This is a genomic window from Nocardia sp. FBN12 (assembly GCF_050320175.1).
Classification (GTDB): Bacteria; Actinomycetota; Actinomycetes; order Mycobacteriales; family Mycobacteriaceae; genus Nocardia.
The window spans coordinates 4,751,306-4,772,055 of record NZ_CP190048.1 but is presented as its reverse complement, the minus strand read 5'-3'; the positions used below and the strand labels follow the sequence as shown (position 1 = coordinate 4,772,055).

At 68.1% G+C, this 20,750-nt stretch carries 16 protein-coding genes; 10 read left to right on the top strand and 6 right to left on the bottom strand.

Annotated elements, in window-relative coordinates; genetic code table 11:
• Window positions 1-88 precede the first annotated feature (88 nt).
• Complete coding sequence (locus ACQHI0_RS22605) at window positions 89-1,261, top strand: acyl-CoA dehydrogenase family protein (protein ID WP_427903832.1); 1,173 nt, start codon at window positions 89-91, stop codon at window positions 1,259-1,261.
• A gap of 9 nt (window positions 1,262-1,270) precedes the next feature.
• Complete coding sequence (locus ACQHI0_RS22600) at window positions 1,271-2,398, top strand: acyl-CoA dehydrogenase family protein (RefSeq protein ID WP_427903831.1); 1,128 nt, start codon at window positions 1,271-1,273, stop codon at window positions 2,396-2,398.
• A 90-nt stretch (window positions 2,399-2,488) separates the two neighbouring features.
• Here the strand turns inward: ACQHI0_RS22600 and ACQHI0_RS22595 are convergent, their stop codons facing one another.
• Complete coding sequence (locus ACQHI0_RS22595; protein ID WP_427903830.1) at window positions 2,489-3,118, bottom strand: hypothetical protein; 630 nt, start codon at window positions 3,116-3,118, stop codon at window positions 2,489-2,491.
• A gap of 256 nt (window positions 3,119-3,374) precedes the next feature.
• Here ACQHI0_RS22595 and ACQHI0_RS22590 point away from each other — a divergent pair, with 256 nt between their 5' ends.
• Window positions 3,375-3,647: a hypothetical protein gene (locus tag ACQHI0_RS22590; RefSeq protein WP_427903829.1), complete on the top strand. Its 273-nt coding sequence runs from the start codon at window positions 3,375-3,377 to the stop codon at window positions 3,645-3,647.
• Between the two features lie 53 nt (window positions 3,648-3,700).
• The gene (locus ACQHI0_RS22585; RefSeq protein ID WP_427903828.1) at window positions 3,701-4,528 is read left to right on the top strand and encodes a GNAT family N-acetyltransferase; all 828 of its coding nucleotides are present in this window, start codon (window positions 3,701-3,703) and stop codon (window positions 4,526-4,528) included.
• A gap of 53 nt (window positions 4,529-4,581) precedes the next feature.
• Here ACQHI0_RS22585 and ACQHI0_RS22580 read toward each other — a convergent pair whose 3' ends face one another.
• The 3 genes from ACQHI0_RS22580 to ACQHI0_RS22570 form a co-directional block, all read right to left on the bottom strand.
• Window positions 4,582-6,093, bottom strand: a complete 1,512-nt coding sequence (locus tag ACQHI0_RS22580) for a protein kinase domain-containing protein (RefSeq protein ID WP_427909262.1) — start codon at window positions 6,091-6,093, stop codon at window positions 4,582-4,584.
• 5 nt (window positions 6,094-6,098) lie between these two features.
• Entirely contained in the window at window positions 6,099-7,907 is a 1,809-nt protein-coding gene (locus ACQHI0_RS22575) for a protein kinase domain-containing protein (RefSeq protein ID WP_427903827.1), read from the bottom strand.
• A gap of 137 nt (window positions 7,908-8,044) precedes the next feature.
• Complete coding sequence (locus ACQHI0_RS22570) at window positions 8,045-9,220, bottom strand: protein kinase domain-containing protein (RefSeq protein WP_427903826.1); 1,176 nt, start codon at window positions 9,218-9,220, stop codon at window positions 8,045-8,047.
• Window positions 9,221-9,340: 120 nt separating this feature from the next.
• Between ACQHI0_RS22570 and ACQHI0_RS22565 the strand changes: the two genes are divergently transcribed.
• The 6 genes from ACQHI0_RS22565 to ACQHI0_RS22540 all read left to right on the top strand — a co-directional run bounded on the left by ACQHI0_RS22565 (window position 9,341) and on the right by ACQHI0_RS22540 (window position 17,070).
• Window positions 9,341-10,111, top strand: a complete 771-nt coding sequence (locus tag ACQHI0_RS22565; RefSeq protein WP_427903825.1) for a deoxyribonuclease IV — start codon at window positions 9,341-9,343, stop codon at window positions 10,109-10,111.
• A gap of 103 nt (window positions 10,112-10,214) precedes the next feature.
• Window positions 10,215-11,144, top strand: coding sequence for a TauD/TfdA dioxygenase family protein (locus ACQHI0_RS22560; protein ID WP_427903824.1), 930 nt, complete (start codon window positions 10,215-10,217; stop codon window positions 11,142-11,144).
• 156 nt (window positions 11,145-11,300) lie between these two features.
• Complete coding sequence (locus ACQHI0_RS22555) at window positions 11,301-12,512, top strand: CaiB/BaiF CoA transferase family protein (protein ID WP_427903823.1); 1,212 nt, start codon at window positions 11,301-11,303, stop codon at window positions 12,510-12,512.
• 163 nt (window positions 12,513-12,675) lie between these two features.
• Window positions 12,676-13,590 (top strand): hydroxymethylglutaryl-CoA lyase, encoded by a 915-nt coding sequence (locus tag ACQHI0_RS22550; protein WP_427903822.1) that lies wholly within the window; start codon window positions 12,676-12,678, stop codon window positions 13,588-13,590.
• A gap of 124 nt (window positions 13,591-13,714) precedes the next feature.
• On the top strand, window positions 13,715-14,491 hold the full coding sequence (locus tag ACQHI0_RS22545; protein WP_427903821.1) for an ABC transporter ATP-binding protein: 777 nt from the start codon (window positions 13,715-13,717) through the stop codon (window positions 14,489-14,491).
• 59 nt (window positions 14,492-14,550) lie between these two features.
• Entirely contained in the window at window positions 14,551-17,070 is a 2,520-nt protein-coding gene (locus tag ACQHI0_RS22540; protein ID WP_427909261.1) for an ABC transporter permease, read from the top strand.
• Between the two features lie 69 nt (window positions 17,071-17,139).
• On the opposite strand, the gene ACQHI0_RS22535 is transcribed toward ACQHI0_RS22540, so the two are convergent.
• Together ACQHI0_RS22535 and ACQHI0_RS22530 are read right to left on the bottom strand one after the other, a co-directional pair.
• Window positions 17,140-19,356, bottom strand: a complete 2,217-nt coding sequence (locus ACQHI0_RS22535; protein WP_427903820.1) for an ADP-ribosylglycohydrolase family protein — start codon at window positions 19,354-19,356, stop codon at window positions 17,140-17,142.
• Window positions 19,357-19,566: 210 nt separating this feature from the next.
• A complete protein-coding gene (locus ACQHI0_RS22530; protein WP_427903819.1) occupies window positions 19,567-20,730 on the bottom strand; it encodes a VWA domain-containing protein in 1,164 nt (387 codons plus the stop codon).
• Between the last annotated feature and the right edge of the window lie 20 nt (window positions 20,731-20,750).

The window sequence follows — 20,750 nt, the reverse complement described above, 5'->3', positions numbered from 1 at the left end:
GACAGGCATCGAGTGTGATGTAGTCGACACCGAGGATTACCGAAGGGTAAGTTTCTCTTCGACGGCTACGAGTGACTGGGAGACCCGTATGAAGTTAGCCCTGTCCCCTGACGAGGTCGCTTTCCGCGACGAGCTCCGGCATTTCTACGCCACCGAGATCCCGGCCGACATTCGTGACCGGGTGAAGCACGGCGCGGACCTGTCCCGCGAGGACATCGTCACGGCGAACAAGATCCTCAACGACAACGGCTTGTGTGTGCCGAACTGGCCGGTGGCCTGGGGCGGCAAGGACTGGACGCCGATGCAGCGCCATCTGTGGCTCGACGAGATGCAACTGGCCTCGGTGCCGGAGCCGCTCACGTTCAACGCCTCGATGGTGGGTCCGGTGATCGCGCAGTTCGGTTCCGAGGAACTCAAGCAGCGCTTCCTGCCACCCACCGCGGCGCTCGACATCTGGTGGTGCCAAGGCTTTTCCGAGCCTGACGCGGGTTCGGACCTCGCCTCGTTGCGCACCACCGCGGTCCGCGACGGCGACTCCTACATCGTCAACGGCCAGAAGATCTGGACCACGCTCGGCCAGTACGCCGACTGGATCTTCTGCCTGGTGCGCACCGACCCGAACGCGCCGAAGAAGCAGGCGGGCATCTCCTTCCTGCTCTTCGATGTGAAGTCACCCGGTGTCACCATGCGCCCGATCAAGCTGATCGACGGCAGCTACGAGGTGAACGAGGTGTTCTTCGAGAACGTCCGGGTGCCCGCCGATCAGCTCGTCGGCGAGGAGAACCAGGGCTGGACCTACGCCAAGTACCTACTCGGCAACGAACGCACCTCCATCACCGGCGTCGGCAAGACCAAGGTCAAGCTCGGCCTCGCGAAGGAGTACGCCCGCGCGACCAGAACCGGACGCGGCACCCTCCTGGAGGACCCGGTGTTCGCGGCGCGATTGGCCGACCTCGAGAACGAACTGCTCGCCCTGGAGCTGACCCAGCTGCGCGTGGTCTCCAACTCTGTTGCGGGCAAGCCGAATCCGGCCTCCTCGGTGCTGAAGCTGAAGGGCACCGACTTGCAGCAGGCCGCCACCGAACTGCTCCTCGACATCGCGGGCACCGACGCGCTGCCGGTCGACGCCGACGACATCGCCTCACCCGCCTGGGCCCAGCACACCGGTCCCGGCTACCTGAACTACCGCAAGGTGACCATCTACGGAGGCTCGAGCGAGGTCCAGCGCTCGATCATTTCCTCCACGATCCTCGGATTGTGAGGCGCTGACATGGAACTCGCACTGACCGAAGAACAGACGATGCTGCGTGACACCGTGCGTGAACTGCTGCACCGGTTCTACGACGGTGAAGCCCTCACCAAGAGCGGCGACACCGACCCCGGCTGGAACCGCACGGTCTGGAAGCAACTCGCCGACCTGGGCGTACTCGGGTTGACCATTCCCGAGGAGGACGGCGGCGTCGGCGCGGGCCCGGTCGAGGCGATGCTGGTGCAGGAGGAGCTGGGTCGCGCGCTCGCGCCGGAACCCGTGCTCGACTCGGTGGTGATCCCGGCTGAACTGCTACGGCTGGCAGGCAGCGCCGAGCAGCGTCAGCGGCTGTTGCCCGCGCTGGCCGAGGGAACCACTCTGCTCGCCTTCGCCCACACCGAGCCCGGCACGCGATGGCCGTCGACGGAGCTCGCCACCACGGCGGTCGCGCAGGGCGACGGGTACGCGCTGACCGGCGTGAAGAATCCGGTGCTGCGCGGCGACGTCGCCGACGAGTTGATCGTCAGTGCGGTGCTGCCCGACGGCGGGACCGGGCTGTTCCTGGTCGACCCGAATCAGGATGGCGTGCAACGACGTGCGTATCGCACCTTCGACGGTCGCCGGGCCGCGCAGTTCGATCTGGCAGGCGCGACGGGCGCACTGCTCGGTGACGCCGTCGACGCCGGCGAGACCATCGCCCTGACCCAGGGCTACGCGCAGGCGGCGCTGTGCGCGGAATCGGTCGGGGCGATGGAGGTGGCCCTCACGCTCACCACCGAATACCTCAAGACCCGCAAGCAGTTCGGGGTCACGCTGTCGAAGTTCCAGGTGCTCACCCAGCGAGCGGCGGACTGCTACGTCTCGCTGGAACTGGCCCGCAGCATGAGCCTGTACGCGACGGCGGCACTGGCCGACGGCGGCAACGATCCGGCGGTCGCGTCGCGGGCGCGGCTGCAGGTGGGCAAGTCCGCCGAGCACATCGGGCAGGAGGCGATCCAGATGCACGGCGGCATCGGCGTCACCGCGGAGTATCCGGTGAGCCACTACGTGGCCCGGTTGACGGCGATCGGCCAGACGCTCGGTGGCGCACTGGAACATCGGCGGGAGCTGGCCGATCGGGTCGGCGAGTACGACCTGGTCGAGCTGTAGTTCGCAGACAGACCGCACTGGGCGGACACTGTCGGTCGCGACGGTCGGATTGTCGACCCTCGGGCCCGACGATGTCCGCCCAGCGCGATGTCAGCCCGCGGACTCGGTCGGCACCGGGGCATCGGTCGTGGTCGAAGCCGATGTTTCGGGCGTCGCCGGAGTGGTCGCGGCCGGGGTCGGCGTAGCGGCGGTGTCGACCGGGGTTGCGCGGTCGAAGGCGTGGGTGGGCGGGTAGTCCTCGGCCGCTTCGTCATCGCCGACGCGGGGCGGGGTCACGGTGCGGGTCGGGTTCGGCCGAGAGGTGAGCTGCGGCCGGGTGGTCGTCGGCTCGTCCTCGGTGGTCTCCGGCGGGCGAGTCGCGGCCTCGGGCGGCCGGGATTCCGTGGTCGCCTCGGCCGGACGGGACTCGGGTGCCGGTTCGCCCTCGGATGGCGTCTCCGACGGCGAGGTCTCGGTCGAGCTGAGGCTGAACGGCTTTCGCGGCGACATGTACGGCGCGATCCGCCAGGTGGGCGACGGCGGGATCGGGATGTGCACCGTCGTCGACGTGGGCTCATCGGCCACCCGCGCGGGTGCGGCGGCCAGATCCGCGCTCAACGGCGGCGCCGGCACGTAGACATCCTGCTGTCCGACACCGCACGCACCGATGATGATCAGTCCGAGCGATACCGCGCCAACAGCGACTGCCGGACCTACGAACTTGGCCCTGCTGTTATCCATCGCCTGTTACTCCTCGTCGGCATCGAGATCGCCTCACAGTAGTGCAGGTCGAGCGAAAGAGCGCATTTTAAACGCTAGTGGTCCAGATATCGGATTGATCAATTCAGCGTGTCGTGGGGACGTGTCGCGCGCGTTCGGCGTCACCGAGTCGTAGCGTGTGTGAGCAAAGTTACGCATGAGACGCCCGGACCGAAACACCTGTCGCGCGAAGTTTGCGCTGTGCAAGTATCTGATCGGCGTCATCGAGGAGAATCTCATGGGAGCACTCTCGACACCCCGGCTGGAAACCGCGGCGGCGAACACTGATTCGACCGCCGCCGGGCATCTGTCGTCGACACCGCCCGGGACCTTCGTGGTCGTCGCGCGGGTCATGGGCTGGTTGTTCTTCATCGGCGGACTCGTCGGCGCCGGCCTCGGCATCGCGGGGCTGCACGTGGAGATCACCGTCGCCGGGCTGATTCTGGCCTGCACGGCTGGACTCATCCTACTGAAGCTGCGCACCGATCGGGACGCGCGCGAAACAACCTGAGACACCTCATAATTCGAATGCGACCGCGGGTGTGAAGACCTACCGTCGGTGTGGTGCGCATCGATATCACCACCGACGCTGCCCGGTTCCTGACCGAAGCGGAGCCGTTCCTCCGCCGTGATCCGCTACGCCACACGGTGATCGCGACCGTGCTGGTCAACCGGATCAACGGCAGGTCCGGGGCGATGGTGACGCAATTCCTGAGCGTGCGCGACAGTGCGGGCGTGGTCGTCGGCATCGCGCAGTGCACGAACGGCGCTGTCTACCTCGGTGAGCTGCCCGTGCACAGTAGTGCGGCAGTCGCCGATGCCTTCCTCGCCCGCGACATCGTGCTACGCAGCGTCGAAGGCGACAGCGCCGCCGCCGCTGCCTTCGCGGCGCGCTGGTCGGCGGTCGGCGGCGGTAGCTACCGCGAGAAGTACTCGACCCGCCTGTTCGGTCTCGGTGAGCTGTCCGTGCCCGGCGCCGTCGGCGCTGCGCGCCAGGCCACCGCCGACGACGTCGCCCTCGTCATCACGATGATCGAGGAGTTCGGTGTGGAGGCCGACGTGCCACAAAGACTCGATGAGACGGCGGTGCGCAGGCGCCTCGAGGCTGGAACGTCGTGGTTGTGGGAGCACGACGGGACGCCCGTCACGCTGGTCGCCCGGCAGACGGCGGTGTTCGGCTGGGCCAGAATCGGGCCGGTCTACACGCCACCGCGGTTCCGGGGCAATGGATTCGCGAGTGCGCTCACGGCGACGGTCGCGGGCCGGATTCGGGCGGAAGGCGCCGATGCCTGTCTGTTCACCGATCTGGCCAACCCGACGTCGAACAAGATCTACCAGCGGATCGGATTCGAGCCGGTGCGCGACTTCGTGCACTACACCTTGACCGCTTGATGGGCGCGGCGGTCGTCGAACGCGCACGGCCGGAGGCGAATGCGCGGGTACGCCTAGGTCAGCGGAGCCGAACGCCACCAATCCAGCTCGTCGCTGGGCTGTGCAGCGTTGGCGCCGATGATCTGCGGGTCGCTGCTCGGCGGCGCCGTCGAGGTCGGGCGGGTCGACGCGGAAGGCGTTGCGGATAGCGATGTTTCGAGAGCGGGCTGACCCGACGCGCCCGCCTTTCCGTCATCGCCGAACGCCACCCAGAACACCCAGCCGAGGAACGCGACGGCGGCGATGATCGCCAGCCAGCCCATCGGCGACCCCTCCCAGCGTGAGTCCCGCTTCTTGCCGAGATACTCCTCGCGGACCGAGGTACGCTCGCCTGTCGTCCGGGCATTCCCCGCTTCGCGGGCGCGCTGAGCGAGGGTGCTCGGTGGGTACGGCGACGACCCGTTGGGCGCCGAGGGACCGTACGGCTGCCACGGTTGGCCGGCTCCGGCATCGGCGGGCCGCGAATACGCGCCGACCCCGGCAGGCGACGGCTGACCGGGGCTCGGTGCCCACTGCGGGTGGTAATTCTGGGGCAGTGGTCGGCCGCCTGCGGCCCAAGGCTGGTCGCCTGTCCATGGTGTTTGTCCGACAGGCGAATTCGGGCCGCCGGCTACCGGGTACCCGGCGCCGGGAGTGTACGGCGAGTTCGGCGGGTAGGTCCTCGTCGCCGCCGAGCCAGGGAACTGTTGCGGCACAGCATGACCGGCCAGGGCCTGCACGGCGGCGGCGGCGAACTCGGCGCAGGTGGCGAAGCGCTCTTCGGGGCGCTTGGCCATGCCACGAGCGATTACCGAGTCCAGCGCCGGGGTGATGCCCGACCGCAGGGTGCTCGCCCGGGGTGGGGGTTGCTGGAGGTGGCCCTGGATCACCGCGACGGGGTTGGTGGCGTCGAAGGGAGTGGTTCCGGTGAGCAGGCGAAAGAGCGTGCAGGCCAGGGAATACTGGTCGGCGCGGCCGTCGAGGGCGATCCCGGACAGTTGCTCCGGTGAGGCGAAAGCCAGTGTGGCCGTGAAAGTTCCGGTTTGGGTCAGCTTGGCGGCATTGTCGTTGTGCAGGCGGGCGATGCCGAAATCGGTGAGGTAGACGCGTTCGGTGGTGTCGACGGGTTCGAGCAGGATGTTGGCCGGCTTCACGTCGCGGTGCAGCACGCCTCTGCTGTGCGCGAAGTCCAGTGCCGCCGCGGTTTCGGCGACGATCCTGACCGCGCGCGCCGGGTCGACGGGCGACTGCAGCGACGACGCGTCGGCGCCGTCGATGTAGCGCATCGAGATCCACAGCTGGTCGTTCTCGACACCCCGGTCGTACACGGTGACGATATTGGGGTGATCGAGTTGCGCCACGAGGTCGGCCTCGCGCTCGAACCTGGCCCTGATCTCGTTGTCGAAGAACAGCTCTCGATTCAGCAGCTTCATCGCGGTGCGCCGGGGCAGCCGCGGATGGCGCGCCAGATACACCGAGCCCATGCCGCCACGGCCCAGCAGTCGTTCGATCGTGTATCCGGCGAAAATGCTGCCGCCGTCGAGCATCGACATCAGTTCAGCGGCGCCGAACGCCACCAGCGCAGCACCTCGTCGGCCGTGCCGTAGCCGTCGGTGTACATCAGGAACTGGGCGCGGTCGGGGTCACCGGTGAACTGCGTGATGATCTTGTTCCCGTTGTCGGTGTACTTGTAGTTGGTGTACTGCTTGCCGCCGTTGCTGTCGGTGGATTTGGTGTTGGTGGGCAGGCCGTCGAGCACCGACTTGACGTCGGCAGCGGAGTTGAAGGCGTAGATCCGGTAGAACGGATCGTCGCTGTCGCCGCCACCGAAGCAGCTCCACAGGTGCGCCCAGGCACCGAAATCGGGTTCGCCTTCCGCGGGCGAGGGCGGATCGCTGCTGTCGGTCTCCCAGCAGGTCGCGCCGTTGTACCCGGTGGAATCGTCGGTCGTGGCGGGCACGATCCGGCCGAATTCGGCGCTGATCGCGTCGGCGCTCGGGGTGATGAGGTTGGCCGCTGCGGTAGTGGTGGTGGTGGTCGTGCGGTCGCCGCCGGTGTCATCGCCGCTGGCCGCGATGCCGATGCCGATCAGCAGCGCGATCACCAGAATCACCGCGACGACGATGCCGATGATCAGGCCGGTGTTCGACTTCGACGGCGGTCGCTGCGGGTATTGGGTGAAACCGGCGGCTTGTGGCCGCGGCGCGGACTGGTACTGCGGGCGCGACTGCGGGGTGTAGGGATTCTGCGTGGCGCCGGTCTGCGGCCGCTGGGCGCCGCCGGTCATCGGGCCCTGGGCGGTGCCCATCGGACCGCCGGTCATCGGGCCTTGCGCGGTGCCCATCGGGCCGCCGGTCATGGGGCCCTGGGTGGTGCCCATCGGGCCGCCGGTCATCGGGCCTTGTGTCGCAACGGGATACGGCAGGCCGGTCTGTGGAATCGCGCCACCCGTGGTGGGCCGTCCCGCGATCGGGTGTGCCCCGCCGGTGCCCGGTCGCGGACCGACAATCGGCATCGCGGGCGCACTCGGACTGTTCAACGCCTCGATCGCCGCCGCGGCGAAATCCGAACACGAATCGAACCGGTCGTCGGATCGCTTGGCCATCGCCTTGGCGAGCACGCCGTCCAGCGCGTAGGACAGTCCGGGGCGAACACTGCTCAGCGCGGGCGGCGGTTGCTGCAAGTGGCCCTGGATGACCGCGGCCGGGTTGGTCGCCGTGAACGGTCCCGAACCGGTGAACAGCCAGAACAGCGCGCAGGCAAGGGAATACTGGTCGGAACGGTGGTCCAGCGCGGCGCCGGTGAGCTGTTCGGGCGAGGCGTAGGCGAGCGTCGCGGTGAAGGTGCCCGTCTGGGTGAGATGACCGGTGTCGTCCCGCAATCGGGCGATGCCGAAGTCGGTGAGGTACACCCGTTCGCCACGGCCCGCGCCCGAGCGGGCGAGCAGGATATTGGCCGGTTTCACGTCGCGGTGCAGCACACCCATGCCGTGCGCGTAGTCGAGCGCGTCGGCGGTTTCCTTCACGATCTGCAGCGCGCGGGCGGGCGGCAGCGTCTGCGGATCCACCGATGCCGCGTCGATCCCGTCGATGAACTGCATGGAGATCCACAGCTGCTCGTCGTCGTGCCCGCGGTCGTAGACGGTGACGATGTTCGGATGATCAAGGCGCGAAACAAGATCCGCCTCGCGCTCGAACCGCGCCCGCACCTCGTCGTCGAAGAACATCTCGCGGTTGAGCAACTTCAGCGCCGTCATCCGCGGCAGCCGAGGATGTTTGGCTAGATAGACCGAACCCATGCCACCACGACCGAGCTGCCGTTCGATGACGTAGCCGGCGAAGACATCTCCGTTGGCCAGCATGTCTGCTCCACTTCCCGCCGCGCGCCGGGACCCACCAGCGCACGCGCGTACAGCATGAAAAGCCGCGGCCGGGGTGGCCCGCCACGGGAAAATCAACGAAACCTTAACAGCCGGCTATGACGCCGAGGGGTGCACGATCACGGTGGGCGGCGCTGCTGGGGCGGCACGATGTAGCCGGGATGGTTACGGCCGCCGGGGAAATCGATGGTGCCGGGGCGCGGCGTTCCGCGGCGCGGCGGGATGGCCGAACCGCCCGTCGACGGCCGCGGCGCATGCGTGTGCGGCTGCGCGGGAGTTGTCGGCGGGGTGTGCGGCTGCACGTGTGGGTGCGGCTGCGGGGGTGTCGGTGGGGGTGCGTTGCGGTACGGCTGCGCCGGCGTTTGCGGTCGGGGATAGCCCGGTGCCTGCGGGTAGGGCTCGCGGGCGCGCAGGACGACGCCGGTCGGGCTGTACTGCTGCTGGTGATGCCATGGCCCCGGCACCGCGAACAGCGCGGCCTTGGCCGCCTGCGCGAACTCCGCGCAGCTGGCGAATCGTGCGTCGACGCGCTTGGCGGTGGCCCTGGCCAGCACCGCGTCGAGGGTCGCGGGTAGATCGGGGCGCAGGCTGCGCAGCGGCGGCAGTGGCTTGCTCAGGTGCGCTTGGATCACCGCGCCCGGGCTCGGGCCCGGGAACGGCACCGAGCCGGTGAGCATCCAGAACAGCGTGCAGGCCAGCGAGTACTGATCGGCGCGATGATCCAGCGGTGCGCCTGCCAGGTGCTCGGGCGCGGCATAGGCCAGGGTGGCGGTGATCGAGTCGCCCGAGGACAGGGTGGTCTCGCTGTCGCGGACCGCCGCGATGCCGAAGTCGGTGAGTACCACGCGTTCCGGGCGCCCGATCGGCGGTTTGGCGAGCAGGATGTTCGCCGGTTTCACATCGCGGTGCAGCACGCCGCCCGCGTGCGCGAAGTCCAGCGCGGTGGCGGTCTCGGCGGCGATCTGTACCGCCCGGCCCGGTGTCAGCACGTTCACGTCGGCGGTCGCCACGTCGGTGCCAGCCACGAACTGCATGGAGATCCACAGCTGGCCGTCGTCGTTGCCCCGGTCGTAGACATTGACGATGTTGGGGTGCTCGAGCTGGGCGACCAGGTCGGCTTCGCGTTCGAATCGGCGGCGGGTCTCGTCGTCGGCCGACAGTTCGCCGCTGAGCAGTTTGAGTGCGGTCAGCCGGGGCAGACGCGGGTGCCTGGCCAGGTAGACCACACCCATCCCGCCCTGTCCGAGCACGCGCCGGATCGTGTATCCGGCGAACACGTCGCCTTTGCGCAACACGCGAAGTCACCCCCTCCAGGGCAGAGCACCCGTTTGAAATTCTACCGATGTATCTCTCTGAGCCGTCGCGGTGCAACATCGCGGGCAAAGTTGTCGGTGCCCGATATTAAGGTGGCAACTATGCGCATTGGAGCACACGTTCGCGACGAGAGCGATCCGATCGGCTTCGGCGAGAAGCTCGGTGCCGAGGTCGTCCAGATGTTCGTGGTCGATCCGCAGAGCTGGGACAAACCCCAGCCCCACCCCAAGGCTGCCGAGATTCTCGCCAGTCCGATCGATGTTGTCGTGCACTCGTCCTATCAGATCAATGTCGCGAGCCTGAACAACCGGTTGCGGATGCCCTCGCGCAACGCGGTGGCCCAGCAGGCGAAGGCCGCGGCCGAACTCGGTGCGTTCGGGCTCGTCGTGCACGGCGGGCACGTGCGCTCCGACGCCGAGCTCGACACCGGAATCGACAACTGGCGCAAGCTGTTCGAGCGTCAACAGGACAAGGGCGGATTCGCCGTGCCGATCCTGATCGAGAACACCGCCGGTGGCAATCACGCGATGGCCAGGCATTTCGACTCGATCGCGCGGTTGTGGGACGCGGTCGGCGAGTACGGCGCGGGCTTCTGCCTCGATACCTGTCACGCGTGGGCCGGCGGTGAGGAACTGGTCGGGGTGGTCGAGCGGATCAAGGCGATCACCGGGCGCATCGATCTCGTGCACCTGAACTCCTCGCGCGACGAATTCGATTCCGGCGCCGACCGGCACGCCAATTTCGCCGACGGCACCATCGACCCGCAACTGCTGGCCGAGGTCTGCCGCACCGCCGGTGCGCCGGTGATCCTGGAAACCCCGGCCGACGGGGTCGCCGAGGACCTGGCCTACCTGCGGGAGAACCTCGGCTGAGGGGTGTTGGGATCACCCCGAGGCAAAACCTGTCTGTCGAACGCGATTCGCGGTGTGCTTGATGCGAACCAACCGATCGAGAACGACAGTGAAGGTGATCCCCATGACGGTCGACCACGCTATCCCCGCCACCGTGACGGTGACCAAGCTCGGCGCCCACATCGGCGCGCAGATCGATGGTGTCCGGCTGGGTGGTGATCTGGACGCGGCGACCGTGGCGACGATCCGACGTGCGCTCAACGAGCACAAGGTGATCTTCTTCCGTGGTCAGAACCACCTCACCGAGGACGGTCAGTACGAATTCGCGGAGCTGCTCGGCACGCCGACCACGCCGCATCCGACGGTGAAGTCGGCCGGGGTGAAGAGTCTGGCCATCGACTCCGAGCGGGGTCGCGCCAATTCCTGGCACACCGATGTGACGTTTGTCGACCGGGTGCCGAAGGCGTCGATCCTGCGCGCGGAGTATCTGCCGAGCTACGGCGGTTCGACGACCTGGGCGTCCACGGTCGCGGCCTACAACTCGCTGCCCGCGCCGCTCAAGGCGCTGGCCGAGAACCTGCGTGCGGTGCACACCAATCTCTATGACTATGCCGGTGCGGTCGACAAGGTTCGTCCGGCCCAGGTCGAGTACTCGGCGGAGTTCCAGTCCGATGTGTACGAGACCGAACATCCGGTGGTGCGGGTGCATCCTGAAACCGGGGAGCGGTCGCTGTTGCTCGGGCACTTCGTGAAGCAGTTCGTGGGGATTCCGTCCAAGGAGTCCGAGCAGCTGTTTCGGTTGTTGCAGGATCGGGTGATTCGCCTGGAGAACACCACCCGCTGGAACTGGGCCGACGGTGATGTGGCGATCTGGGACAACCGTGCCACTCAGCATTACGCCATCGACGACTATGACGACCAGCCGCGTCGACTGACCCGGATCACCCTCGCCGGTGACATTCCGGTCGGCATCGACGGGCAGTCGAGCACTGTGCTGAAGGGGAACGCTGAGGACTACTCGATCGTCGAGGAAGTTGAGTTGCTCGCTAGTTGAGGTGGTGCTGACCTGGGGTTTGGTTGTCCCAGGTCGGGAGTGCGGTGGTTGGGAGGGTGGGGTGTGGAAGACGGGGACAGGCTGGGTTCGCGGGGTGACAGGCTGGGTTCACGGTGTGGCTGAGAGGGTTGGGAGGGGGCCCGCCATACTGGGCGCATGAGTATTCGGCCGTTGGACGGTGTTCGCGTCCTGGAACTCGGTAACTATGTTGCCGCTCCCACTGCCGGACGGATTCTCGGCGACTTCGGCGCCGAGGTGATCAAGGTGGAACGCCCTGGTACGGGCGATGAGTTGCGGAACTGGCGGTTGTACGGGGGTGACACCTCGATGTTGTATCGGACCGTCAATCGGAACAAGAAGTCGATCGTGCTGGATTTGCGGACCGACGCGGGGCGGGCGGTTGTGCTCGACCTGGTGAAGCAGTGCGATGTGCTGTTGGAGAACTTCCGGCCGGGAATGCTGGAGAAGTGGGGGCTCGGGCCGGAGGTGCTCGAGGAGGTGAATCCGACGCTGGTGATCACGCGGATCTCGGCGTATGGGCAGACCGGGCCGATGGCGGCGCGGCCGGGGTTCGCGGCGGTCGCGGAGGCGGTCGGTGGGCTGCGGGAGCTGGTGGGGGACCCGGATCGGCCGCCGGTGCGCACCGGGGTGTCGATCGGTGATTCGATCGCGGGTATCTACGCGGCGTTCGGGACCGTGATGGCGCTGTTCCAGCGCGAACGGGTCGCGGGGCCGGTGCCGCAGGTGGAACGGATCATCGACGTGGCGCTCAACGAGTCGATCCTGTCGGTGATGGAATCGCTGATCCCCGACCACCTCGCCTACGGCATCAACCGCGAACGCGTCGGTGGGCGGATGGAGGGCATCGCCCCGTCGAACGCGTACCCGACCAGCGACGGTTACTCGATCATCATCGGTGGCAACGGCGACGCCATCTTCCAGCGGTACATGGAGGTGATCGGCCGCCCCGACCTCGCCGTCGACCCGGAACTGGCCGACAACAACGGCCGCTGGCGCCACCGCGAACGCCTGGACGCCTCGATCGCGGAATGGTCGATTCAGCACACCAGGGCGGAGGCACTGAAACTTCTCGACGCCGCCGCCATCCCCTGTGGTCCGATCTACACCGCGGCCGATATCGTGGCCGACGAGCAGTACCGCGCGCGCAATATGATCCAGACGTTCCCGGTCGACGTGGGCGAGGCCGAACCCAAACAGGTGGGTTTCGGTGGCATCGTCCCGGTGATCGGGGGCGCATCGCTGCCGATCCGCAATGTCGGCCCCGACCTCGGCGAGCACACCAGGGAAGTGCTCGGCGGGCTGCTCGGGATGAGTGAAGATCAGATCGACGCGCTGGAGGCACTGTGACGAGGCGAGTACACGGCAGGCGCCGCCCGCCGGTGCGCAACAAGTGGGAGCCGCGCGGTCCGGGACACGTGCGCCCGACGGTCCATCCGACCCCGGCCAGCGTGGGTGACAAACCGTGCGGTGGCGTGATGTGTGTGCCCGCGCGGGAACCGGAGCAGCGGCGGTGACCGCGCCGCTGTTGCGTGATGTGACGCTGCGCGACGGTTTGCAGCTCACCGGCAAGGTGCTGCCGGTCGAGCGGAAGGTCGACGTGGTGCGCAGGCTGCTCGCCGCCGGTGTGCCCGCGCTCGAGATCGGCTCGATGGCGCGACCCGATCTTGTTGCGCCGATGGCCAATTCGCTCGACTTGATCGCGGCGCTCACCCCGGATGAGCTGGCGAAATGCTGGGTGTGGGTGGCCACGCCGCGCCATGTCGAGAAGGCCGCCGCGGCCGGTGCGCGCAATTTCCAGTACTGCTTCTCGGTGTCGGACGCCCACAACACGGCCAACATCGGCCGCGATACCGAGACCTCGGTGGCCGCGATGCCCGACGCCATCCGCCTCGCCCGCGATGCCGGTGGCGAGATCCAGCTGTGCCTGGCCACGACGTTCACCTGCCCGTTCGACGGTCCCGTCGATCCGGAACGCGTCCTCGCCATCGCGAACGACCCGCGCACCGAAGGCGCCGCCGACATCGTCCTCGCCGACACCCTCGGCCAGGCCTGCCCCGACCAGGTGAGCGCGTTGGTCACCGCGGTGCGCGACTCCACCCCGCCGCGCCGCATCGTCTTCCACGGTCACGACACCTGGGGCATGGGCGTGGCCAACACCCTCGCCGCCGTCGCCGCGGGCGCCACCATGGTCGACGGCGCACTGGGCGGTCTCGGCGGCTGCCCCTTCGCTCCTGGCGCCAGCGGCAACACCGCCTCCGAGGACATCCTGTTCGCCACCCGCCCCGACTGGTTCACCCCCGCAACCCTGGCTGACCTGGTCGTTCTCACCGAAGGACTGCTCGCGGACCTCGGTGAGCCCAACCGTTCCCGTGCCGCGCAAGGTGCCCGCTCCGAAGCCGCGGCTTTCGAATGGGTCGTGCGCTAGCCGACCCCCTGACACGGGGCCGACCGAATCGAGGCCGGCTCGCTGGTTGAGAGTCCCCTGAGACCTGCGGTATCGGGGGGATCCCGGATGGCGCGGTTCACCCTGGACAGCCAGACTGGACAGCATGACTTCGCACGCCATGGGGACCGAGGCCGTCGACGCGGCGGCCGCCACCGATATCGCGGCCGCCGCGACCGATCTGGTCAAGCTGTACGGATCGGGAGATACACAGGTCAAGGCACTGGACGGGGTGTCGGCTGACTTCGCGAAGGGCGAATTCACCGCGATCATGGGTCCATCGGGTTCGGGCAAGTCGACCTTGATGCACTGCCTGGCCGGGCTCGACAGCGCCAGCGCGGGCCAGGTGCGCATCGGTGACACCGCGCTCACCGGCCTGTCCGACAAACAGATGACGGCGCTGCGGCGGGATCGGATCGGGTTCGTCTTCCAGGCGTTCAACCTGGTCCCCACGCTCACCGCGCTGGAGAACATCACCCTCCCGCTCGATATCGCGGGCCGCAAGCCCGACCAGGAATGGCTCGACACCGTGGTCAAGCGCCTCGGCATCGGCGACCGCCTCGAGCACCGGCCGTCCGAGCTGTCCGGTGGCCAGCAGCAGCGCGTGGCGTGTGCGCGTGCGCTGGTGGGCAAGCCGGAGATCATCTTCGGTGACGAGCCGACCGGCAACCTGGACTCACATTCCTCGGGCGAGGTGCTGTCGATCCTGCGTGCCTCGGTCGACGAGTTCAACCAGACCGTCGTGATCGTCACCCACGATCCGCGCGCGGCCGCCTACGCCGACCGCGTCGTGTTCCTCGCCGACGGCCGGATCGTCGACGAGCTGCGTGACCCGACCCAGGATTCGATCCTCGACCGGATGAAGGCGCTGGAAACTCGATGACGAACACAGCACCGCGCAGCGATTCGATGAAGGGCGGTGGCCGGGTGGCGGGCGGGCCCATGCGCAAGGTCGCCTTGCGTAACCTCGCCGCGCACAAAGTGCGATTGGCGCTGACCCTGTTGTCAGTGGTGCTCGGTACCGCCTTCATCTCCGGATCATTCGTCTTCACCGATACCTTGCAGCGCACCTTCGACGGTATTTTCGAAGGCCAGGCTCAAGGTGTCGACGTGCGCGTCAGCCCGTCGGATCGCCAATCACTGGGCCTACCGACGAATATCGTCGACGCACTGGCCAAGCACGAAGGTGTCGCACGGGTCGCCCCCGCCGTGAACGGCCCGGTCGTGCTGCTCGAGCCCGACGGCAAGAAGGCCGTCCAGACCGGTGGCGCACCGAGTTTCGGCCTGTCCTACCTGCCGCCGGAGAAGTCTGTCGAGGAGCCCGAGAAATTCGTGGCGGGCGCCGCGCCCACCCAGCTGAACGAGATCGCGCTCAACACCAGTGGCGCCGAGAAGGCCGGGCTGAAGGTCGGCGACAAGACCAAGGTGCTGATTCCCTCCAAGGGTGATCCGTTCGAGGTGACCCTGTCCGGCATCTACGAGATGCCGGGTGCGGGGAGCAGCGGAGTGGTCGCGGTGATGTTCACCGAGCCCCAGGGCCGCAAGCTGTTCACCGACGGTTCGCACGTGGCCTACGCCGATATCGCCGCGGCGCCCGGTGTTTCGGCCGATGACCTGCGCGATCAGCTCGCCGCGGGCCTGCCCAACTACAAGGTGCAGAACTCCGACGAGGTCCGCGAGGACATGAAGAAGGAGATCTCCGAGGCGCTCACCTTCATCAACTACTTCCTGCTCGCCTTCGGCGCGATCGCGCTGATCGTCGGGACGTTCATCATCTACAACACCTTCTCGATGATCGTGGCGCAGCGTCTGCGCGAACTCGCGTTGCTGCGCGCGATCGGGGCGAGTCGTCAGCAGGTCGGGCGCTCGGTCGTCGCCGAGGCGATCGTGATAGGGCTGATCGGCAGTGTGCTCGGGCTGGCCGCGGGTATCGGGTTGGCGTACGGGTTGTCGGCGTTGCTCAACGCCTTCGATCTCGGACTGCCGACGGGGTCGCTGACGGTGCTGCCGCGGACCGCGATCATCGCGCTGCTCGTCGGCCTGATCGTCACTGTGACCAGTGCCTACGCGCCTGCTCGACGGGCCGCGAAGGTGCCGCCGGTGGAGGCGATGCGTTCCGAATTCGCCAGTGCCGGTGACTCTTTGCATCTGCGGACGATCGTCGGTGCGGTGCTGGCCGTAGCCGGTGGGGTGCTCGTGTACGTGGGTGCGCAGGGGACCGGTAAGGGCTCGGCGGTGACCGTCGGGGTCGGTGCGCTCGGGTTGATCCTGGCGGTGCTGCTGGCCGCGCCCGCGTTGTCGCGGCCGATGGTGGCCGTGCTCGGGGTGCTGACCAAACCGTTCGGTCCGATCGGGCAGATGGCGCGCAACAACGCCACGCGTAATCCGCGTCGAACCGCGGCCACCGCGTTCGCGCTCACCCTCGGCCTGATGCTGGTCTCGGCGATCGGCATTCTCGGCGCTTCGGCGAAAACCAGTGTCGGCGTGCTCATCGACAAGGGTGTGAAGGCCGAGTACGTGCTCGCCGGTCCGCAGATGATCGGCGCGCCGATCGGGGCGGTCGACGCCGTGCGCACCGAGGTGCCGGGGGTCAGCGATGTCACCGGGATCCGGGTGGTGGCGTTCAAGGTCGGCGACGATCAGATCGGCGCCACCTCACCGGACGGCCCGATCGATCCGGTGATGGACATCGAGATGAAGAGCGGCACCAACACGATCCCCGCCGGTGGCGCGCTCGTCGATGAGACCGAGGCGGCCGCGCGCGGGTGGAAGGTCGGTGACAAGGTCGCCATCACCAGCCTCGACAAGAAGCAGCTCGAGCTCACAATCGCCGGCGTCTACGCCAACTCACCGCTGCTCGGTCCGATGGTGGTCGATCCCGGCATCTACGAGCAGTTGATGCCGCAGAGTCTGCGCACCAATGTCTTCGTGCTGGTCAAGGCCGAACCGGGCGCCGATCTCACGGCGATGCGGGCGAATCTGGAGAAGGCCACCGAGCCGTTCGTGGTGGTGCAGGTGCAGGACCACGAACAGTTCAAGGGCGCGCAGGGGAAGCAGATCAACACCCTGCTCGCCATTCTCTACGGGTTGCTCGCGCTGGCCGTGGTGATCGCGGTGCTCGGCATCATCAACACCCTGGCGCTGTCGGTGGTGGAGCGGCGGCGCGAGATCGGCATGCTGCGCGCGGTCGGTACTCAGCGTGCGCAGGTGCGGCGCACGATCTACCTGGAGTCGATGTTGATCGCGATCTTCGGCGCGATCGTCGGGCTGGTGCTCGGTATCGCGCTCGGTGTCGGATTCCTGCGCACGCTGCGGGACATGGGCATCGACCAGATCACTATTCCGTGGTCGCAGCTGGTGATCGTGCTGGTCGCGTCCGGTGTGGTCGGTGTGCTGGCGGCGGTGTGGCCGGGTGTGCGGGCCGCGCGAACGCCGCCGTTGGCGGCTATCGCGGATCTGTAGACGGCACAGGCACTTCGGCCCCCGGTGGACGACTCCGCCGGGGGCCGACTTGTGCCGGGTGGACGGCGATCACGCCGGGTAGCGGTTGTACCAGTCGCCGGTCGGCTGGCCTGTGTTGTCGGCCGGTGGGGTGAGGCCGAATTCGGTGGAGTAGTCGGCGGCCAGGCGTTCGAGGACGCGGCGCGCGTCGATGGTCTCGAACCAGCGGCGGGGTAGGGCGCTGCGGCCGTAGCGGGCGCCGAGGAGACTGCCCGCGAGGGAGCCGGTGGCGTCGCTGTCGCCGGAGTGGTTGATCGACAGTAGGAGTCCGGTGCGGACGATGTCGTGGGGTGCGCCGCCGAGACCCTCGGCCGCGAGGACGGCGAAGACGGCGATCGCGAGGGCTTCGGGACCGATCCAGCCCTGGCCGAGGGTCTCGACGTCTTCCGGTGTGGGGTAACGCCTTTCGCGTTCGATCCGGGCCGCGAGCCGGTTCGCCGCGTTGAGCGCGGCCGACGTTTCCTCGTGGTCGGCGTAGCTCGTCAGTTCTGTTCGTGCGCGCGAGAGCGCGGTGGCGGTGTCGGCACCGCGGGCGAGCTGATAGATCAGCGCGGACAGGGTGCCCGCCGGGAGCCAGCCGCTGGGATGGCCATGGGTGAGTGCGGCAGCATCGCAACCCAATTCGAAGATGGCGTCGGTGGCGGCACCGGAACGGTCTGCGGCGTAACCGAATCCGCACGGGGCGGCACGCATTACGGCGCCGCTGCCCTTGGAGTTGTTGATCGGCTGGTCGCGGGTGCCGAGTGGGCTGGTCGGTGCGCGCCGCTCGGCCGCCCGGCGCAGCGCGGTGTAGACCGAGTTGGCCACGCCGCGTTGCTCGGTGAGCTCGGGGCACCCGCTGAGGGAGCTGTGCAGCGCGAACGGTTGATCGGGCAGCTCCGAGACCTGTCCGCGCAACCACACGAGCAGGCCCTGCTGGAGCAGACCCATCGTCGCTCCGCCGATGCCCTTCGCCCTGGCCCGCACCGAGCCCCGGATCAGCGCTTCGACGGTGAACGCGGTCAGCTGGGTCTCTTCGGAGATGCGCAGCGGGTCGATGTCGATGACGCCAGCCGCGCCGTACTCGGCGCGAATCTGTTGCAGTGAACGGGTTTCCACGGGAGCGCCGAGCGCATCGCCGATCGCGCCGCCGAGTAGGCAGCCGTGCACGGCGTTCAGCCAGAGCGGGGCGGCCGTCGCGACGGCGTCCCTGGTCCGCTCGGGGCTCGATGTGTGCGTGCTGTGTGCGGTCGATCCCTGGGCCGACCGGACGTCGATGCCGCGGCCGTGGACGGAGACGAGACGCTCCGGCTCGGTCGCGGTGTGGCGGACAGCGGTCGGGTCGTGTCGCCCGGCGGCGTTCGGAGATCCGTGTGGCACGGGGCCGGTGCCCGGCCGCAGCGCCGAGGTTGCCCCGGCGGCGGGGCGGCGGCGGAGGGCTTCGGTGAGGGCGGTGGCGAAGGCGGTGCAGCTGGGGAAGCGGTGGGCCGGATCTTTGGCCATGGCCTTGGACAGAACCGTGTCGACCGCGGTGGGGAGCGTGGCGCGGCGGGTACTTGCCGACGGGGGTGGGGTGTTGAGGTGGCCGAGCATGACGGTGGCGGGGTTGGGGGCGTCGAAGGGGCCGGTGCCGGTGAGGAGGCGGAATACCGTGCAGGCCAGGGAGTACTGGTCGCCGCGCCCGTCGAGGGGGGCGCTGCTGAGTTGTTCGGGGGAGGCGTAGGCGATGGTGGCGGTGAACTGGCCGGTGCGGGTGAGGCCACCGGTGTCGTCGAGGAGCTTCGCGATGCCGAAGTCGGTGAGTACGACTCGTTCGTCGAAGCCGGCGCCGACGCCCGCGGTGCGCGACAGCAGGATGTTGGCGGGCTTCACGTCGCGGTGCAGGACACCCTGGCGGTGGGCGTAGTCGAGGGCGCTCGCGGTCTGAGTGACGATCTGGGCGATCCGCTCGATCCCGAACTGCTGCACCGGAACCGCCGACGCATCCGTACCGTCGACGAACTGCATGGCGATCCACAGTCGTTCCTCGTCGATGCCGCGGTCGTAGACGGTGATGATGTTCGGGTGATCGAGCTGGGCCACGAGGTCGGCTTCGCGTTCGAATCTGGCCCGGATCTCGAAGTCGGCGAACAGATCACGGTGCATCAACTTCAACGCGGTGAGCCGCGGCAGCCTGCGATCCCTGGCCGCGTACACCGCGCCCATCCCGCCCCGCCCCAGCTCACGCTCGATGACGAAACCGGCGAACACCGCCCCGCGCCGCAACATCGCCTCACCCCGTCCAACGAACCCGATCGTTCGCAGCCTAGTTGGCCCGGGCGCGATGCGCTCCGAGTCCCTCGTGCCGGTCTATGTGCCTGCCTTCGAGTTCAGCTGCTGCACCGGGCCCGAGCGAGACCGAACTGCCTGGCTGCCGCGCTCTGCGCACCCGTCAGGCAAGGCAAGCGAGGCGCTTCTCGTCGCGGGCGGCACGGCGAATCAGACCGCCGGGGCGTTGGTGTCGGCCCAGCGGGTGATGTCGCCACGGTCGAGAGCGGTAGCGAGTAGGTCCGGGAATTTGTCGGGGGTGCAGGCGAAGGCGGGGATGCCGAGGGCGGCCAGTGCTGCGGCATTGTCGTGGTCGTAGGCGGGTGCGCCCTCGTCGGAGAGGGCGAGCAGCACGACCACCTGGACGCCCGCTTCCTTCATCGCGTTGCAGCGGCGCAGCATCTCGTTGCGCACGCCGCCTTCGTATAGGTCGGAGATGAGCACGAACAGGCTGTCGGTGGGGCGGGTGATCAGGGTTTGCGCGTAGGCGATGGCGCGGTTGATGTCGGTGCCGCCGCCGAGCTGGGTACCGAACAGGACGTCGACCGGGTCGGCGAGCTGATCGGTGAGGTCGACGATCTCGGTGTCGAACACGACCAGTGAGGTCTTCAACGACCGCATCGACGCGAGGACGGCACCGAAGACCGAGGCGTAGACGACGCTGGCCGCCATCGAGCCGGATTGGTCGATGGCCAGGACAACGTCGCGCTGGATCGACTGCGATTTGCGGCCGTAACCGACGAGCCGTTCGGGCACGACAGTGCGGTGTTCGGGCAGGTAGTTGGCCAGATTCTTGCGGATGGTCCGGTTGAAATCGATGTCGCGCAGTTTCGGGCGATGGGTGCGGGCGGCCCGATTGATCGCGCCGGAGACGGCGGCCACGGTCTTGGCGGCGATGCGCTGCTCGATCTCGCGCACCACCTTCTCGACCACCATGCGCGCGGTGGCCTTGGTGGTTTCTGGCATCACCCGGTTGAGACCGAGCAGCGTGCCCACCAGATGTACGTCGGGCTCGACCGACTCCAGGAGTTCGGGTTCGAGCAGCAGCTGGGTGAGGTTGAGCCGGTCGACGGCGTCGCGCTGCATCACCTCGACCACGGTCGCGGGAAAATAGGTGCGGATATCCCCGAGCCAGCGCGCTACTCGGGGCGCCGAACCGCCGAGTCCCCCTGACCTTTTCGTCGAACCCCCGGCTTCGCCGGTGTTGTAGAGGGCCGACAGTGCCTGGTCCATCGCCTGATCGGCACCCGAGCTCAAGCCGCCGAGTTGCTCCTCGGCCGCGGTGCCGAGCACGAGACGCCAACGGCGCGACTGGGTTTCGTCGGGTTCGGTCATCGGTGCTCCTGGTGGTCGAG

Coding starts and splice junctions, on each gene's coding strand:
- ACQHI0_RS22605 (WP_427903832.1), top strand. CDS start 89: ATGAAGTTAGCCCTGTCCCCTGACGAGGTCGCTTTCCGCGACGAGCTC.
- ACQHI0_RS22600 (WP_427903831.1), top strand. CDS start 1,271: ATGGAACTCGCACTGACCGAAGAACAGACGATGCTGCGTGACACCGTG.
- ACQHI0_RS22595 (WP_427903830.1), bottom strand. CDS start 3,118: ATGGATAACAGCAGGGCCAAGTTCGTAGGTCCGGCAGTCGCTGTTGGC.
- ACQHI0_RS22590 (WP_427903829.1), top strand. CDS start 3,375: ATGGGAGCACTCTCGACACCCCGGCTGGAAACCGCGGCGGCGAACACT.
- ACQHI0_RS22580 (WP_427909262.1), bottom strand. CDS start 6,093: ATGCTCGACGGCGGCAGCATTTTCGCCGGATACACGATCGAACGACTG.
- ACQHI0_RS22575 (WP_427903827.1), bottom strand. CDS start 7,907: ATGCTGGCCAACGGAGATGTCTTCGCCGGCTACGTCATCGAACGGCAG.
- ACQHI0_RS22565 (WP_427903825.1), top strand. CDS start 9,341: ATGCGCATTGGAGCACACGTTCGCGACGAGAGCGATCCGATCGGCTTC.
- ACQHI0_RS22560 (WP_427903824.1), top strand. CDS start 10,215: ATGACGGTCGACCACGCTATCCCCGCCACCGTGACGGTGACCAAGCTC.
- ACQHI0_RS22555 (WP_427903823.1), top strand. CDS start 11,301: ATGAGTATTCGGCCGTTGGACGGTGTTCGCGTCCTGGAACTCGGTAAC.
- ACQHI0_RS22545 (WP_427903821.1), top strand. CDS start 13,715: ATGACTTCGCACGCCATGGGGACCGAGGCCGTCGACGCGGCGGCCGCC.
- ACQHI0_RS22540 (WP_427909261.1), top strand. CDS start 14,551: ATGCGCAAGGTCGCCTTGCGTAACCTCGCCGCGCACAAAGTGCGATTG.
- ACQHI0_RS22535 (WP_427903820.1), bottom strand. CDS start 19,356: ATGTTGCGGCGCGGGGCGGTGTTCGCCGGTTTCGTCATCGAGCGTGAG.
- ACQHI0_RS22530 (WP_427903819.1), bottom strand. CDS start 20,730: ATGACCGAACCCGACGAAACCCAGTCGCGCCGTTGGCGTCTCGTGCTC.